The organism is Bacillus sp. V33-4, from assembly GCF_002860225.1.
GTDB classification, from domain to species: domain Bacteria; phylum Bacillota; class Bacilli; order Bacillales; family Cytobacillaceae; genus Bacillus_BJ; species Bacillus_BJ canaveralius.
In genome coordinates this window covers 32582-49717 of sequence record NZ_PGVC01000029.1, presented here as the reverse complement: position 1 = coordinate 49717, position 17136 = coordinate 32582, and the positions used below count along the sequence as shown (strand labels likewise).

The window sequence follows — 17136 nt, the reverse complement described above, 5'->3', positions numbered from 1 at the left end:
GGGCGAATTATATTAAAAATTCAAAATATAAACGGTTCATGATTATTTTAGTATACATATGAAAAACTGGCAATCATAGCAGTCCTTTCAACTGACACTATTTTTCCAACACCCCCCATTAAATGGGTTTGACAGGGCAATGGAACGGGGATAGTACCATTAAAGGAGTGACGTTTGTGCAAACACACATGGAGCTTTCTGACTATCACAAATGGATGTGCAAACAAATTAAAGAAAAGTTGGCCGAACGCGCTTATTCTGTTGGATACACTTCCAATGCAATAATTGATTACGGAGAACGAGAGGTCATTACATTGGCGCTCAGCGAAATGCTCGTTCGGTTAGACAGCCGTGAAATGTAAACCGATTTTTATGTTCGATATAATATGAAAACCGCTGCAAGTTGCAGCGGCTTTATTTTTTTAAAATATAGCAGTGTTTTCCTTTGATGTATGTTCAATGATTTCCTTGACGCGCTGCAGGAAGCGGCCGCAAATAAAGCCGTCAAGCACGCGGTGGTCAAGCGACATACAGAGATTTACGATATCGCGGACAGCTATCATGCTGTTGTTCATCACAACCGGGCGCTTTACAATCGATTCAACCTGCAGGATAGCAGCCTGGGGATAATTGATAATCCCCATTGATTGAACGGAACCGAACGAACCTGTGTTGTTAACAGTAAACGTACCGCCTTGCATATCGGCTGATGTAAGTTTACCGGAACGAGCTTTCCCGGCAAGCTCGGAGATTTCACGGGCGATGCCTTTTATTGTTTTTTCATCGGCATGTTTGATGACTGGCACAAACAAAGCATCCTCAGTGGCTACAGCAATCGAAATATTAACATCCTTTTTTTGGATGATCTTGTCGCCGGCCCACATCGAATTAATTTGCGGATATTCTTTCAGGGCCTGGGCTGCAGCTTTGACAAAGAAAGCAAAGAAGGTCAAGTTGAAGCCCTCTTTTTTCTTAAAATCATCTTTGACAGCATTGCGGAAATCGACAAGATCCGTTGCATCTACTTCAATCATGGTCCATGCATGCGGAGCTTCATGCTTGCTGCGCAGCATATTTGCCGCAATCGCTTTGCGCACTCCTGTAACCGGGATCTCGATATCCCCAGTGGTAACAGGCGGATTTATAGTTGTTTCCGAGGCATCGACTCGTTCATTTGCTGCTGGAACGGCGGTTTCATACATACGTCCAGACGAGGTGGCAGGCACGGTTTCCTGCTGTTTTGATTGCCGAACAGGAGCGGTTTTGTCCCCGGTTTTTGGAATGTTTCCTGATTCAATGATTTTCATTAAATCTTTGCGGGTAATCCTTCCGCCTGCACCTGTTCCATTTACTTGTGAAAGGTCGATGTTATGCTCTTGGGATAGCTTAAGAACGGCAGGTGAATAACGTGCTCTGTTGCCTTCAGCTACTGGAGCGGAGATCGCCTCTGCTTGCTGCCCTGCGGCATGCGAATTTTCCTTTTCCTGATCGTCGTCTCGGTTTCCGCCGTCTACCTCTAACGTACAAATGATCTCGCCGACCGAGAGCGTATCTCCTTCGTCAGCAATCAACTCCTTGATCACGCCGGTAAAAGAGGATGGCACTTCCGCATTTACTTTATCCGTCATGACTTCGGCAAGCGGATCGTACTTATTCACTTTATCCCCTGCGGAAACAAGCCATTTGCTGATCGTACCTTCCGTGACACTTTCTCCTAGCTGGGGCATTTTAATTTGTTCAATAGCCAAAGGGTAACCCTCCTTTTCACATTGACTGCTTTAGTATTCTGCCAGCTCACGCATTGTTTTTTCAACTTTATCAGGGTTGACCATAAAGTATTTTTCCATTGTTGGAGAATACGGCATCGCCGGAACATCAGGACCTGCCAATCGCATAATCGGGGCATCAAGGTCAAACAAACAATTTTCAGCAATAATTGCGGATACTTCACTAATGATGCTTCCTTCTTTGTTGTCCTCTGTTAACAACAATACTTTCCCTGTTTTTGAAGCAGCTTCGATGATTGCTTCTTTATCTAATGGATAGACGGTTCTTAAGTCTAAAATATGGGCAGAAATGCCGTCTTTCGCGAGCCTTTCCGCAGCCTGAAGGGCAAAATGAACACATAAGCCATAAGTGATCACGGTAATATCTTCACCTTCACGCTTCACATCTGCTTTACCGATCGGTAAAGTGTAATCTTCCGCCGGTACTTCTCCTTTAATTAAGCGATAGGCACGCTTATGCTCAAAGAATAGGACCGGATCTTCGTCGCGGATCGCTGCTTTCAGCAAACCCTTCACATCATATGGAGTGGAAGGCATGACAATTTTGAGCCCAGGCTGGTTCGCAAACACAGCTTCAACTGATTGCGAATGGTAGAGTGCACCATGGACGCCGCCACCATAAGGAGCACGTATAACAATTGGGCAGCTCCAATCATTGTTGGAACGATAACGAATTTTCGCTGCTTCGGAAATGATTTGATTGACAGCAGGCATAATAAAATCAGCGAATTGCATTTCCGCAACCGGCCTCATGCCATACATCGCTGCACCAATTCCGACCCCGGCAATCGCCGATTCTGCGAGGGGAGTGTCAATGACACGCTGTTCGCCAAATTGATCATAAAGCCCCTGGGTCGCCTTAAAAACACCGCCTTTTTTCCCAACGTCTTCACCAAGGACAAATACTTTCGAATCCCGCTCCATCTCTTCACGCATTGCCATTGTAATTGCATCAATATAAGAAATTACTGCCATGTTCGTTCCCCCTTACTTCTCAGCATAAACATATCGTAAAGCGTCTTCCGGCTCTGGATATGGTGCATTTTCAGCATAGTCGGTCGCTTCATTTACGAGCTTCATCACCCGGTCATTGATTTCCAGTTCAAGCTCGTCAGTCAAAACGCCTGTTTCTTTTAAATAAGCACCGAAAGTGATGATCGGGTCTTTTGATTTTGCTTCAGCCACTTCATCGGGAGCCCGGTAGCTGCGATCATCATCATCGGAAGAGTGCGGCGTAAGGCGATAGGAAATTGTTTCAACAAGAGTAGGACCTTCACCGCGGCGTCCCCGGTCCGCCGCTTGTTTTACAACCTTGTAAACTTCAAGCGGATCATTTCCATCAACGGTAACTCCCGGCATACCGTAACCGATAGCCCGATCAGAAACATTTTCGCAAGCGAGCTGCTTTTCAATCGGTACGGAAATAGCATACTTGTTATTCTCGCACATAAAGATAACAGGGAGCTTATGAACCCCTGCAAAGTTCGCGCCTTCATGGAAATCTCCCTGATTAGACGATCCTTCTCCAAAGGTGACAAAGGTGACAAGATCTTCTCCTGACATCCTCCCGGCCAGCGCCACACCAACAGCATGGGGAACTTGGGTTGTGACCGGAGAGGAGCCGGTCACAATTCGGTTTTTCCTCTGCCCGAAATGTCCTGGCATTTGCCTGCCGCCTGAGTTTGGATCTTCCGCTTTCGCAAACCCTGACAGCATCAGTTCTTTTGCGGTCATGCCGAACGTTAACACGACGCCCATATCGCGGTAATATGGCAGAACATAGTCCTTGTCGCGATCAAGAGCAAATGCAGCTCCTACTTGGGCTGCCTCCTGGCCCTGGCACGAAATGACGAATGGTATTTTCCCCGCACGGTTCAGAAGCCACATACGCTCGTCGGTTCGGCGTGCTAAAAGCATCGTTTCATACATTTCCAATACTTTCTCATCGCTTAAGCCTAAGTCTTTATGACGATTTTCAGCCATTTTTTTACCTCCTGAAATTTATATGTAAATGAATTTCATAAAACAAAAGCCAACTATTATCAGCCATGAATGGCTTTGCCATCCACAGCAAGCGCGGCTTCACCGATTGCTTCGGAAAGGGTCGGGTGTGGATGAATCGTATGGCCGATCTCCCACGGTGTTGCAACAAGGACACGGGCGAGACCCGCTTCGGAAATCATATCCGTAACATGGGGGCCGATCATATGAACGCCTAGAATGTCGTTTGTTTCTTGATCAGCAACAATTTTGACAAATCCGTCAGCTTCACCAAACACTAATGCCTTGCCGATTGCCCGAAACGAGAATTTACCGACTTTGACAGTACGTCCTTTTTCTTTTGCTTCGTCCTCTGTATAACCAACACTTGCAACCTCCGGAGTACTGTAAATACATTTAGAGATGAGGCTATAATCGATCGGGACAGGATTTTCGCCGGCGATATGCTCAACAGCAATAATACCTTCATGTGACGCTACATGGGCTAGCTGGAGGCCGCCGATTACATCTCCGATTGCGTATATATGGGACTCCTTTGTTTGGAAATGTTCGTTTACCGAGATAAAACCATTTTCCAATTGAATATCTGTATTCTCCAAGCCGATTCCTTCTACATTTGACTGACGGCCGACTGAAACAAGCAGTTTGGCTGCAGTGAATTCTTTTTGCTCGCCTTTCACTTCTGCGGAAATCGTGACGTTTTCACCTTGTTGCATCGTTTCAGGAAGAACTTTCGCACTTGTAACAATCCGAACGCCCTTTTTCTTCATCAAACGCTGCATTTCTTTTGAGATTTCTTTATCTTCCGTTGGAATAATCCGATCTGCATATTCAATCACCGTTACTTCCGTCCCAAAGTCGGAAAGCATGGAAGCCCATTCAATTCCGATCACGCCGCCGCCGACAATGATGATTGATTCGGGAAGCGACTCCATGACAAGTGCTTCATCAGAGGTTAGCAGCAAATTGCCGTCAGCTTCCAGTCCCGGCAGTGTTCGAGGGCGGGAACCGGTCGCAACAATCACGTTCTTGGGAATGAGCATTTCATTTTCACTGCCGTTATTCATTTCAACCGAAATCGTTCCAGGCATTGGTGAAAAGATCGACGGTCCCAAAATCCGGCCAAGCCCTTCATACACATCTATTTTCCCTTTTTTCATAAGCTGCTGGACACCTTTATGGAGAGTATCGACGATTTTGTCTTTTCGATCTTGAACCTTTGCAAAATTGATGGTTACTTCGCTGGTCATGACACCGAATTCTTCCCCGCGTTTAGCTGTCGCAAAAACCTCTGCACTCCTGAGTAAAGCCTTGCTTGGGATACATCCTTTATGCAGGCATGTACCACCCAATTTCCCTTTTTCAACTATTGCCGTTTTCAATCCCAGTTGGGAAGCGCGGATCGCTGCTACATAACCACCCGTTCCGCCGCCGAGAATAACTAAATCGTATTCTTGAGTCAAGATTCTCTCCTCCTTATTGGACGCTCGCCTTATTTTTTGTGGCGCCAGGGTATGCCTTTACATCCTCTTCACCGCGAAGTACACGCAATGCTCCTTCAGCTAATGCTTGAAGTTCATTTTCACCGGGATGGACGATGACATCTGCGATCCAGTTGATTCTGTCACTGATTTGTTTTACAAAGCCTCTGCCATAAGCAAGACCGCCAGTTAAAATAATCGCATCGACTTTTCCGGCAAGGACTGCGCTCGCTGCGCCGATTTCTTTAGCGACCTGGTAGGCCATTGCCGAGTATACCAGCTCTGCTTGATTATTGCCTTTTTCAATCATTTTCTCCACTTTGACTGCATCGTTAGTTCCAAGATAACCAACAAGCCCCCCCTGGCCGATTAGTTTTTTCATCATTTCCTCACGATAAAAATCACCTGAATAGCAAAGTGCCACTAAATCTCCCGCCGGAACCGTCCCGGCCCGTTCAGGACTGAACGGCCCGTCTCCATGGAGCCCGTTGTTAACATCGATGACCTTTCCCTGTTTATGGACACCGACAGTAATGCCGCCGCCCATATGGGTAACAACTAAATTCAAAGTTCCGTATGTTCTTCCCAATTCTTTGGCTACTCGGCGGGCAACTGCTTTCTGGTTAAGCGCATGAAAAATGCTTTTTCTTTCAATTAAAGGCATACCTGAAATACGCGCGATCGGCTCTAGTTCATCGACGACTACTGGATCGACAATATAGGAGGGAATATTGAGCCCGCTCGCGATTTCAAAAGCGAGAATACCGCCTAAATTTGAGGCATGCTGCCCTGCATACCCTGCTCTTAAATCGGAAAGCATCTGTTCGTTTACAGCATATGTACCACCCTCAATCGGCCGAAGCAAGCCCCCGCGCCCGCAAACTGCAGTGAGCTTCGAAATGTTAATTCCCTCGATGTCAAGTGTTTCCAAGATTGTATTTTTGCGAAATTGATATTGATCAATCGTGCTATCGTATAGATTAATCACGTCTGCTTCATGGCGAATCGTTTTTTCGAAAACAGATATTTCATTATCGAAAACACCAATCTTCGTTGACGTCGATCCCGGGTTGATTACGAGAATTCGATATTCCTTTTCTGGCAACATCTAAACCTCCAATTAATAAGAATAAGCAGCTTCTGTGAATACTCTTATTCTTATTTAAGGTGTATCCTCAAAAAGGGAAAGACGCTGAAATGAATATTCAGCGTTCAATCCCCTTCTTCTTAAATGGCCGAGACTGGCCAAGCTTCAAAAAATTGTCTCCGCGGGCGCTTCCGCTTTTCGTACTACCTGCGGCTCAGGATGTGATGGCCGTTTTGCAGGAATTGGCTGCGGGAGTTTTGCATTCTGCTGATGCGTTCTTCCGCCATACGATCCGCTGCTTTATACGTTGGAATTCCATCCCGTTTCGCAATTTCGATGACTTTTTCGATATTGTTATAGATCATTTCAACTTTTTTCATGGCTCTTTCATGGTTATATCCGTAAAGCTCATCAGCAACATTTATCACGCCGCCGGCATTAATAACATAATCAGGCGCATAAACAATTCCCATTTCGTGGATGATATCACCGTGGCGTGTGTCTTTTAGTTGATTATTAGCTGCCCCGGCAATCACTTTTGCTTTAATTTTCGGGATCGTTTCATCATTGATTACTGCACCTAAAGCGCAGGGAGCATAAATATCGCATTCCACACTGTAAATATCGTTAATATCAACCGCTCTGGCGCCGAATTCCTCAACGGCACGCTGAACTGCTTCTTTATTAATATCAGTAACAATTAATTGGGCGCCTTCTTCATGGAGGTGGCGACACAGAGTATAGGCAACATTTCCTACTCCCTGGACAGCGACGACTTTCCCCTCCAAAGAATCCGTCCCGAAAGCTTCTTTAGCAGCTGCCTTCATTCCGCGGTAGACGCCGTAAGCCGTAACCGGTGAAGGATTCCCTGAAGAGCCAAAAGCAGGCGAAATTCCCGTAACATAATCCGTTTCTTCATGAATCAAGTCCATGTCGGCAACGGTTGTGCCCACATCCTCAGCTGTAATGTAGCGTCCATTTAGGCCCTGAATATAGCGGCCAAACGCCCGGAACATTTCTTCATTTTTATCTTTACGGGGATCACCGATAATAACCGTTTTCCCGCCGCCAAGGTTTAGCCCTGCAGCTGCATTTTTATAGGTCATGCCGCGGGCAAGGCGGAGTGCATCCTCGATCGCCGCTTCCTCTGAATCATATGTCCACATCCGTGTTCCGCCTAAAGCAGGGCCTAACGTTGTATCGTGGATCGCAATGATTGCTTTTAACCCGGATTGCTTATCCTGGCAGAATACTACTTGCTCGTAATCATATTGTTCTAAGTACTTGAAGATTTCCATTAATACTTCCTCCCCATCATGTCAAAAAGTCTATTTAGAAGCAGAACAGAGAGCGAGAGCAAGAGAATAAAGCTTGCTTTCAGCTGAATCAGTTCTTGAGGTTAAAACAATTGGAGCTTTGGCGCCCGCAATCACAGCACCGACTTTTGCTTTTGCAAAATAAATAAGCGATTTGTATAGGATATTTCCCGCCTCAATTGTCGGGACTAACAAAATATCGGCTTGTCCGGCAACCTGCCCGCTTATGCCTTTGTGCTCTGCCGCAAACACGGAAACGGCGTTATCCAAAGCCAGTGGCCCGTCAACAACGCAGCCACCAATTTGGCCCCGCTTGTTCATCGCGGTTAAAGCAGCCGCATCCAGTGTCGCTTGCATGGCAGGATTAACCGTCTCTACCGCAGCAAGCGGAGCAACCTTTGGTGTGTCAATCCCGATTTGCCTCGCGATTGCAACGGCATTTTTGATGATTTCTGCTTTTTGCTGAAGATCAGGCGCGATATTCATTCCGGTATCAGTAATAATCGTAAACCGTTCATATCCCGGCACTTCAAAGACAGCTACATGAGAGAGAACACCTCCCGTCCTCAAACCATATTCCTTGTTCAAAACCGCTTTGAGGATTGTTGCTGTCGGCACATCGCCTTTCATTAATACATTTGCTTCATTAAGCTTTACGGCTTTCACCGCATTCTCGGCGGCAATTGCTTTGGAGCGTGCATGAATGATCTTTATTTTACTATTTTTCATTGCGCCGGGGTCTATTTTATCGAAAATCGACACAATCTCTTCTTTATCCCCAAATAACAGGAAATTGGCGAGATTACGTTCAATTGCACCGACAACCGCTTCAATCGCTTCTTCATCTTCTGCCGCAGCAACTGCGACCGTTTGATTTTCAATTTCGGTTGCCTTTCTGAGAAGTGAATCCAGCTCCATACATTTCTCAATCCCTTCAATCCTAAAGCTATTAACTTACACATATCTATGCAAGAAATATGCCAACTTAAAAAACTGATGAAAACGTTTTATTCACTATAATAAAGCGTGAAAAAAATTTCATAGTATGAAATTTATTGCATGCTATCTATTGCAAGTTGATGCCGCTCCAGCTTGTAATACAAATTCCTTACGGATATTCCGAGCACCTTTGCCGCCAGCGTTTTATTGCCATTGGCCTGCTCCAATGCTTGTTCAATCAGTTTCTTTTCATATTGCTCCATTCGTTCGTTTAAAGAACCTGCCTGTTGAAACGAGTGTTTTAAGACAGGGAGATCACTTGTTTCATTGAACTTTCCCTTTAACTCCGGCAAATGGTTCGTGTCTATTTCTTGTTCTGTATAATACATGAAAATGATCGCCCGACCGAGAATGTTTTCAAGCTCCCTGACATTTCCGGGCCAATCATAGCTCATTAAATAGTTCATCGCGTCAGCGGAAATCGATTCTACATTTCGTCCGTAATCCTGATTGATTTTATGAATCAGCCGCTCGCATAAAGAAGGAATATCGCCCTTCCTCCGCCTTAATGGCGGAATATGAATCGGCATCCGGTTCAGGCGGTAGTATAAGTCTTCCCGAAAAGTTCCGTTCGCAATGCCTTTTTCCAAATTTACATTTGTTGCGGCGATTATTCTTACATTGATCGGAATCGACTTTGTGCCTCCTACCCGCGTGATCTCCTTCTCTTGCAAAACCCTTAATAGCTTTGCCTGGGTATTTCCCGATAGCTCACCGATTTCATCGAGAAAAATACTGCCATTATTCGCTTCCTCAAAAAACCCTCTTTTACCTCCCCGCTTCGCACCTGAAAAGGCACCCTCTTCGTAACCGAACAGTTCACTTTCAAGCAAGGATTCCGATAACGCCGCACAATTTACGCGAATAAACTTGTTATACTTCCGATCACTGGCGTTATGGATGGCATGGGCAAACAGTTCCTTCCCCGTTCCTGACTCCCCGCGCAACAGAACAGTGGCAGGTGTTTTTGCACCGAGCTTTGCCTGATCTATAGCCAGCTGCATTTCATCAGACTTACCAATGATATCCTCAAAAGAATATTTTGCCTCAAGCGTCCGGATGATTTGCCTGGCCCGATTCAACTCGCGATTCAAACTTAGGATTTCGGACACATCGTGAATAACACCGACGCTCCCTTTCAGTTTTCCGTTTACAATAATCGGGGCTACGTTGACAACGACTTCCTTCCTGTTCGGACCGACCCGCATCGCAGCACCCCTGATAGCTCGGCGGGTTTGCAGAACTTTCATATGGATGCTTTCGCCTTCAGAAATATCTGCGGTCGCAGGCTGTCCGATTACCTCATCCACGGTCAGTCCGGTTATCCTTGTATAAGCCGGATTAATGAGTATGCCCCTGCCCGCTTCATCGACAACAGATATGGCATCATCACTGGAATGAATGATTGCCTCGAGCATCGTCTGAATCTCTTTTAAATTCGTTATTTCTTCAGCGAGGTTCACGACTTCGGTAATATCCTGAAAAACAGAAAACGCGCCGATTAGCTGCTCTTTTTCATCGATTATCGGAATACGCGTCGCGATAATTTTTGCACCGTTTTTTAAGAGAAGCTTCCGGTTTGCTTCAATTCTTCTCGTATGTAAAACCCCCGGCAGCTCACTGGCGGCAATCACTTCATGGATATGCCTGCCAAGGGCGAATTCACGGCTGACTCCAGTAATTTTCTCAGCACTTTTGTTAAAAAGAATAACATTTTCGTCGGTATTGATCACAACCATGCCATCTTCAGTAGAATTAAAAATAAGATCGTGCTTATACGTTTCATTGCGGAATGTCTCAACAAGTTCTTCTTTTTCTTCGAGCAGGCTTGACAGCAAGAAGGCCACACTGCCGGGAATCAATACCGCTTGCTTGCCGCGGGCATCACGGAGCGCTGTAAACACTTGATCATTTCCGGTCACTTCAATAATGACATCAATATTGTCGGCAATATGCGGTTTCCAATCGGAATCTGTCGTGATCCCTTCATCTTTTGCGTAGCGAAGTCCAGGTGCGGCTGGATCTATATCAATTACAGCCTTTACATCCAGAATAGCCGTTTCTTTTAAAATTTTTAAAATGGCTGTACCGCCTTTTCCCGCGCCGACAATCATGGCAGTTTGCATATGGACTCCTTTCTTCACGCAGAATCAAGAAATATTTTTCAGGCTAGTTTTGCAACTTTTTTCATATTCATTTTACCTTGAACAGTTAACCTTGACAAATTCGGTGGATGATTTATTATTTTCGTGAGGGCAAGAAGTGAAGGGAATGTCTATGAGCAGAATAATCGCATTAATCATTATGTTGATTCCCGGGGTATTTGCGGCGGTTGGAATAAAATTAATGAGGGATATGGTATTCGGGATTTTGCAGGAGCCGTTTCCTTTTTTGTGGCTGCAATTTTTGGCCGGATTGCTGTTTTTTCTGGCAGGACTTGGCTTTGTTGCAGGTTTTATTTTACATCGGGACCGAAAAAGAAATAAAGTCCAGCAAAGATTTCGAAATGAAAATTCCCGGATAAAAGCAGGTGCCGAACAACATCAAAAGAAATAAGAAAGAGCTTTGTTAAACATGACAAGGCTCTTTTCTGTGTTATTAAAGGTTATTTTTTTGTAGCTCATTTTTAATTTTACTGGCCTTGACAGGTTCATCGGTAAAAAACGCCGAGCACCCTGCCGTAAACAGCCGTTTCATATCTGCTTCTTTATTGACGGTATATGGCCTTACGGCGATGCCATTTTCAATGCTTTCTTTAATAATTGCATCAGGAGCGGCCACCAGTGCCGGGTGAATTCCCTTAGCCCTGATCGACTGCGCATAAACCCAGGGCATATATAATCCTGAAGAATAAAGAGGCGCAATCTCTATTTCCGGGGCAAGCCGATAACTATGTATAATGCTATAATGATTAAAAGAAGAAATAATTATCCGGCTTGACAGCCCGAAGCTGCGGACAAGCTCAATCACCTTCTCTTCCATACCTGGATATGGAATAAGGCCGTTTTTCAATTCGATGTTGCAAATAAGCTGATTCGTTGTCAACCACTCCAGCAGTTCTTTCAAAGCAGGAATCCGTTCGATGCCGGAGAATTTTTTATGCGAAAAAGCGGCATTGAGCTTGCGGATTTCATCGTAGGTGAAATCCTTTACTAGTCCTTGACCATCGGTATGACTGTCAACCCGTTCATCGTGGATAATCACTGCTTCACCGTCTTTTGTAAGCTGCACGTCAATTTCAATTCCGTCCGCACCGGCTTTTTCTGCTTCATCAAATGCTATCATCGTATTCTCCGGAAACAATGCCGAATAGCCGCGATGGGCAAAAATCTGTGTCATACATTCACGTACCTTTCATGATAGGAGGATATTTTATGAAACCACTGCAAATCAGCGCTGAAACAGCCGTTAAAATTGCCGAAAAGCTGAATATCCCTGTAGAACAAGTTATGCATCTGCCACAACATATTTTAATGCAAAAACTAATCGAAATCGAGAAGGGAACCAAGAAATAGGCTAGCGAAAAAGATGCTGAAATTAACTTCAGCATCTTTTTCTTTACTCATGATGGAGTATATTACCCGTGGCATAAAAAGTGCCGTGGGAAGTAGAATGAATCCTTTTAATCATGCTTTTAATTTGGATCACTGTTTCAGGATAGGCGGTCACTCCCACCGTAACTTCGCCTTCCCCCTTCGTCTCCAGCAATGATAATAGTGATGTTCGCTTCTGATCCAATTCATTAAGCTTGTCAAGCTCTTTCTCATAATTGGACTTTGTCAGTGCATATTGATTTTTTTTCTGTTCATTTAACTGATCCAACACACTTTCATATGATGAGATCTGCTGAGCGTAACGTTCGGCATGGAGAGTTGCCATATCATATTCTGGAACCAGTCCCGCCAATTCCGTTTCAATTGATGCTCTGTTGAATCCTTCTACATGAATCATCGTTTTCCTCTCAAGATGGTTGCCGACGATGCCTGCCACCACCTTCCCCTTTGCTTCGATGACTCCGCCAATCAACTTCCCTTTTTTCTCATGGGCCAATACGTTTTTGGCGATTAAGAAGCAGCCTACCGAATAATAGGCGATCATAATATTTTCACCAGCCTGAAGCGTACACTCATTTGCATGCTTTATAAAAATGTTCTTCGCCGCTCTGATCTTAGTTTTTCCTTTGCCAAAGGCCCCGCCTTTAATAAAGATGTCACCGTTCCTTGATGTGACAGACTCGACCCCGCTTAAGCCCATTGCCCCGAGAATCGAGATGTCCTTATCCGCAGTCACGGAAAAACCCTCCATAATAATCCCTTTAATCGTAATATTTCCGTTAAAATCAATATTTCCAGTTTCTAAACCAACATCGCCATTAACAACCAAATGATCCCCAACGGCAATCCGGTTTCCCTTTTTTTCAACAACCCCTTTAACAAGGGCACGGAGAACAATTACTCCGTCCTCTTCATATTCCATGACTGTTTTTGCATCGTATAAAAGTTTCCTGTCTTTCCCCTTTTTCGGATGCAGTATTTCTCCAAATATAGTTCTCCCTGGCAGTCCATCTGTCGGATCATGCTTTTCCCCGAGCCAATCCCCTTTATCTACTTCATCTAAAAAATGCATATCAAAAAAATCAGCTTTACCATCTTCTTTAATCGATGGTTTTCGTTCAGACGGCTGAAAATAGATAAGCTGTGCGTCTTGTCCATCCACCGCTTCGGTTCCGGCCGCAACAGTAATATCTTTTTGGACTTTCAGCTCATGGTCAATAACATGCTCAAGAATTCCTTCACAAATTCCCCTTGCTTCGAGCATGTTTCTAATTTCAGCTTTTATACTTTTAAGATTTTCTTTTAAATGCTGTTCTGTACAATTTATCCTTATCTTTACTGTCATGCTGTCTCTGGAGATCTCCAGGTCAACCGGCGGTTTTATTTCGCCAATCTCCAGCTTTTCACAATAGCCGGCGCTTAAGGCATCCTTTAAAGGCAGAAATTTTGTGATCGATATTTGCGGCAGCGCTTGCAAGGTTCGATCCAGCTTCACAAATGTCATCCCGCTTTTAAAAACCGTTATAAAAACGGAACCGCTTTCTTCTTCAAGTAATATGGTCTCATCTCTGTATAGTTCCATAGTAACCCCTACCAACTAATGCTTTTTCTTCAAGTATATACGAAAAGGAAAATTTTGCAGTAAAATGTTTATAAAATTGATGAAAAATTGCTTGCTGGACATGATTTATCCACAATAATTGTGAAAACTTGCAGAAAATCTCCGTTATTCCTCCTCCAAATACCTATACTTCTATTTTCACGCAATATTCAGATAATACAAGACGCTTTTTTAGAGGTCTCCCCAGTGTTGTTCCATAGTCAGAGTATAGGCTTTTCCCTTCCTGCAGCATCTAGCTTTGAGCCACTATGCATAAAAGCCGCCTGATTTGGCGGCTTATTTCAAAACTTGTTCAATAATATTCATTCATTTACGGCGGTTTGGCAGTGATCAAATGTGATTATGCAGATTGTTTCTTCTCAGCAACTCCTTCCGCTGTTTGGTGAAGGCTCTTCGTCTTTTTGATTTTTGGTACTGGAATAATAAAGCCGCTAAGCGGGATAAACTGCAGAACTCGAATGAAAACGACCGCTATTATCATAACTGCAATAAACATAAAGACGACATAATTTGCATTCCAATAATGTTCCGGAAGATGCCGTGCAAACAGATATAAGATCATTGGATGAATCAAATAAATTCCCATCGAATATTGGCCAATCAAGTATAGAGGCTTTTTGATCACGTTCCATCTAGCCAGAAGCGGATAAATTCCAATTGTTGCAATACAAAGCAACGGGATATTTGCCAGATTTGAAAGTCTTCGATTGGAAACAAAGCCATTCACCATATATTCCACTACTGCACCTGCTGAAACGATCAATGCTAGAGCTAGCATCTGCCACGGCCGTTTCGTTGCAAAGTTCACAATTTCATCCCAGAAGTAGGCAAGAAATCCGCCAAACGCAAAGTAAAAAATCCAGATAGGCATAAATGACTTACTAGCCAGGAATTCCCCAATTGCCCCTTCTATACCAGGACTAAATCCATAAAGATTATAGCTGATTAATAAGGCAATAAACGCAAACACCAACAATAGAGTTTGGGTACGAAATAACTTTTGAATGAATGGAAAGATCAAATAAAATTGAACTACTATAGCAACAAAATACAGGTGATAGAAGGAATCGCCCAATAAAATTTTCTTGACTTCCGCTCCGTAGTCGCCTAATGCCTGATTGTCGTAATAGTAAAGAAGATAACGATAAGCGAGGCTCCAGATAAGAAATGGAATTATAATCTTGGACAGACGTGTTTTCAGGAACCTGCCTAGTGCAAATCCTCTTCTTTTCACCTGATAAAAAAGCAGAAAGCCACTAATAACAGCGAAAATAGGGGTGCCAAATCGTCCGATTTGATTAAGAAAATAGGTAAACCAGGTCCATGTCTCTTGAGTCATTCCATAGTTCGTAGCAGAAACATGCACTCCGACAACCGACAGACATGCAAATGCACGCAAAAAATGAATCTCGTAAATATATTTCTTACCCTCTTTGCTGGGACGCCGTGATTCAGCAGACATTGATGTTCTTCCTCCCTTATTCTCAAATTCAACCCTCATTTTAATTCAAAAACATATAAAGATGTGGACGTTTATAAAAGTCTAGTCTTTTGTCTTGGATTCAAAACAGGACCAAAGGATGCATATAATTTTTATGTAAACGCTGTATTAGTATAAACAGTCAGTAAGCATTTTTTCCTAATACAATTTGGCAACGAAAATTCGGTTAAAAGGGCATAGTTTATTCCAAATTATTCATTTCTGCATTTTTTTAGGGACATACGTTTTGGAATAGAAGCCTTAGTAACAGGAATTTCTTTCATCATTTCATTACCTTTCAACGCTGTGTACAGGGAACAGATAGATAATTACTCCCAACTGAATGTAATGAGATATTCATCAAAATCCGATGTAATAATATTGTTGGATCCTTGTTATTGCCTTTGAATTTTTAACCCTTAAAATAAAGAGCAAAGCCTGTTAAAGAATCAGTTAAATTTTTCATCTTATTTGTTTTATAAAAAGGGAGTATTAATAGTGGTTAAGAAATTCGGTGTTTATGTTTTTATAATAGGATTATCCTTCTTCCTGTTTCCCCTCTTCTCAAAAGATGAGACGGTTTTATTGAACGTAAAGGATTATGGAGCTGTCGGGGATGGAGTTTCCGATGATACAAAAGCGTTACAAAAAGCGTTGCAAGATGGCGCTGGCCATATCATTTACTTTCCTGACGGTGAATATAAAATAACGAAAGAATTACAAATTAAGGGTCACACAGAGATGTACGGGAGCTATGCTATACTAAAAACCTCTTCTGCCCTGAAAACCGTTATGAGGGTTAAAGGCTCGAATATTCGTATTCGCAACCTAACAGTCGACGGAAATAATACATCTTTGCGGGGAATTACTATTGAGGAAGGTTCCAGCAATGTATTCATTGTCAAAAGTATCATTAAAAATTTCACGCAGCCAAATCACCGCTCATTATTCCGATTAACGGTAAGTGCGATTAGAATTCAAGGTGGAACTAGAAATATCGTATTGGACCATAACAAAATCGAAAATGTGATGGCCAGAAACCCTGTAAAAGGCTGGGGGCATTTTGTTGCGAGAGGAATTCTAATCAGCCCAGCTTATAAGAAACAAGCCGCAACTAAAAATATAAAAATCAGCAACTCAACTTTCAAAGAAATCGGCCCAAAAGATGATGGCGATGCGATTGTCATCCAGGGCTTTAACGAAAGAGTGAACCTGCAAATCTTAAATAATTCTTTTTCAAATATTTATAAAAGAGCGATTAAGATACAATCACCCGGAGTGCTCATCAAAGGAAATGAAATATTTAACAGCTTTTTTCAAAATAACTTCTATAGCACATATTCAGAGGAGAAAGAGTATGACATGTGGGCTGCTATATCCGTTTATGCGAACCACGTGACCATCTCACATAACAAAATCGCTGGAGTGGGGAACTACGCAAGAATTATTGATGTAGCTAACGCAAGTGATGTACATATCATTAAAAATTATCTAAGAAATGGAGGGAAGGGATCCTACAATCATTCGTCTATAATTGCTATTACCTCAAATAATTCAAAGCGAGCAATAAAAAACTTCACTATCTTGCACAATGTATTGGTTAATGGCCGATATGGAGTGTATGCGAATAGTAACATACCAGGGTTAAAGGAATTGAACAATAAAATCGTCAATGTAAAATACCGCTAATATCTACCGGACTCAGGCAGTATAATAACAAAGCAGGATACTATCTGATGATTCAGCGAAAGTAAAATATTGACTTTCTTTAAGTCAGTAAATTTTTTAAATGCCGCCATATGGCTAAAAA

At 43.2% G+C, this 17136-nt stretch carries 15 protein-coding genes; 4 read left to right on the top strand and 11 right to left on the bottom strand.

What is annotated here, in order from left to right:
* Positions 1 to 176: 176 nt before the first annotated feature.
* Positions 177 to 362: a hypothetical protein gene (locus tag CVD23_RS11405; RefSeq protein ID WP_101575690.1), complete on the top strand. Its 186-nt coding sequence runs from the start codon at positions 177 to 179 to the stop codon at positions 360 to 362.
* Between the two features lie 60 nt (positions 363 to 422).
* Here the strand turns inward: CVD23_RS11405 and CVD23_RS11400 are convergent, their stop codons facing one another.
* The 8 genes from CVD23_RS11400 to CVD23_RS11365 all read right to left on the bottom strand — a co-directional run bounded on the left by CVD23_RS11400 (position 423) and on the right by CVD23_RS11365 (position 10797).
* A complete protein-coding gene (locus CVD23_RS11400; RefSeq protein WP_101666085.1) occupies positions 423 to 1748 on the bottom strand; it encodes a dihydrolipoamide acetyltransferase family protein in 1326 nt (441 codons plus the stop codon).
* A gap of 30 nt (positions 1749 to 1778) precedes the next feature.
* Complete coding sequence (locus CVD23_RS11395; RefSeq protein WP_101666084.1) at positions 1779 to 2762, bottom strand: alpha-ketoacid dehydrogenase subunit beta; 984 nt, start codon at positions 2760 to 2762, stop codon at positions 1779 to 1781.
* A 12-nt stretch (positions 2763 to 2774) separates the two neighbouring features.
* The gene (locus CVD23_RS11390; RefSeq protein ID WP_101575687.1) at positions 2775 to 3770 is read right to left on the bottom strand and encodes a thiamine pyrophosphate-dependent dehydrogenase E1 component subunit alpha; all 996 of its coding nucleotides are present in this window, start codon (positions 3768 to 3770) and stop codon (positions 2775 to 2777) included.
* A 59-nt stretch (positions 3771 to 3829) separates the two neighbouring features.
* Positions 3830 to 5251 carry a dihydrolipoyl dehydrogenase gene (lpdA, locus tag CVD23_RS11385; RefSeq protein WP_101666083.1) on the bottom strand — a complete coding sequence of 474 codons (1422 nt, stop codon included), beginning with the start codon at positions 5249 to 5251 and terminating at the stop codon, positions 3830 to 3832.
* 13 nt (positions 5252 to 5264) lie between these two features.
* Positions 5265 to 6377: a butyrate kinase gene (gene buk / locus CVD23_RS11380; protein ID WP_374702633.1), complete on the bottom strand. Its 1113-nt coding sequence runs from the start codon at positions 6375 to 6377 to the stop codon at positions 5265 to 5267.
* Positions 6378 to 6559: 182 nt separating this feature from the next.
* Positions 6560 to 7654: a branched-chain amino acid dehydrogenase gene (gene bcd / locus CVD23_RS11375; protein ID WP_101575685.1), complete on the bottom strand. Its 1095-nt coding sequence runs from the start codon at positions 7652 to 7654 to the stop codon at positions 6560 to 6562.
* A 30-nt stretch (positions 7655 to 7684) separates the two neighbouring features.
* Positions 7685 to 8590: a phosphate butyryltransferase gene (gene yqiS, locus CVD23_RS11370; RefSeq protein WP_101666082.1), complete on the bottom strand. Its 906-nt coding sequence runs from the start codon at positions 8588 to 8590 to the stop codon at positions 7685 to 7687.
* 134 nt (positions 8591 to 8724) lie between these two features.
* Positions 8725 to 10797 (bottom strand): sigma 54-interacting transcriptional regulator, encoded by a 2073-nt coding sequence (locus tag CVD23_RS11365; RefSeq protein ID WP_101666081.1) that lies wholly within the window; start codon positions 10795 to 10797, stop codon positions 8725 to 8727.
* A 151-nt stretch (positions 10798 to 10948) separates the two neighbouring features.
* Here CVD23_RS11365 and CVD23_RS11360 point away from each other — a divergent pair, with 151 nt between their 5' ends.
* Positions 10949 to 11227, top strand: a complete 279-nt coding sequence (locus tag CVD23_RS11360; protein ID WP_101575682.1) for a DUF2627 domain-containing protein — start codon at positions 10949 to 10951, stop codon at positions 11225 to 11227.
* 42 nt (positions 11228 to 11269) lie between these two features.
* On the opposite strand, the gene CVD23_RS11355 is transcribed toward CVD23_RS11360, so the two are convergent.
* Positions 11270 to 12010 carry a glycerophosphodiester phosphodiesterase gene (locus CVD23_RS11355; RefSeq protein ID WP_101666080.1) on the bottom strand — a complete coding sequence of 247 codons (741 nt, stop codon included), beginning with the start codon at positions 12008 to 12010 and terminating at the stop codon, positions 11270 to 11272.
* Positions 12011 to 12045: 35 nt separating this feature from the next.
* Here CVD23_RS11355 and CVD23_RS11350 point away from each other — a divergent pair, with 35 nt between their 5' ends.
* Positions 12046 to 12186: a YycC family protein gene (locus CVD23_RS11350; protein ID WP_101666079.1), complete on the top strand. Its 141-nt coding sequence runs from the start codon at positions 12046 to 12048 to the stop codon at positions 12184 to 12186.
* A 43-nt stretch (positions 12187 to 12229) separates the two neighbouring features.
* Here the strand turns inward: CVD23_RS11350 and CVD23_RS11345 are convergent, their stop codons facing one another.
* Both CVD23_RS11345 and CVD23_RS11340 read right to left on the bottom strand, forming a co-directional pair.
* On the bottom strand, positions 12230 to 13807 hold the full coding sequence (locus tag CVD23_RS11345; RefSeq protein WP_101666078.1) for a DUF342 domain-containing protein: 1578 nt from the start codon (positions 13805 to 13807) through the stop codon (positions 12230 to 12232).
* A gap of 379 nt (positions 13808 to 14186) precedes the next feature.
* Positions 14187 to 15308 (bottom strand): acyltransferase, encoded by a 1122-nt coding sequence (locus CVD23_RS11340; RefSeq protein WP_180955639.1) that lies wholly within the window; start codon positions 15306 to 15308, stop codon positions 14187 to 14189.
* 516 nt (positions 15309 to 15824) lie between these two features.
* Here CVD23_RS11340 and CVD23_RS11335 point away from each other — a divergent pair.
* The gene (locus tag CVD23_RS11335; protein WP_180955638.1) at positions 15825 to 17015 is read left to right on the top strand and encodes a glycosyl hydrolase family 28-related protein; all 1191 of its coding nucleotides are present in this window, start codon (positions 15825 to 15827) and stop codon (positions 17013 to 17015) included.
* The last annotated feature ends 121 nt before the right edge of the window (positions 17016 to 17136 follow it).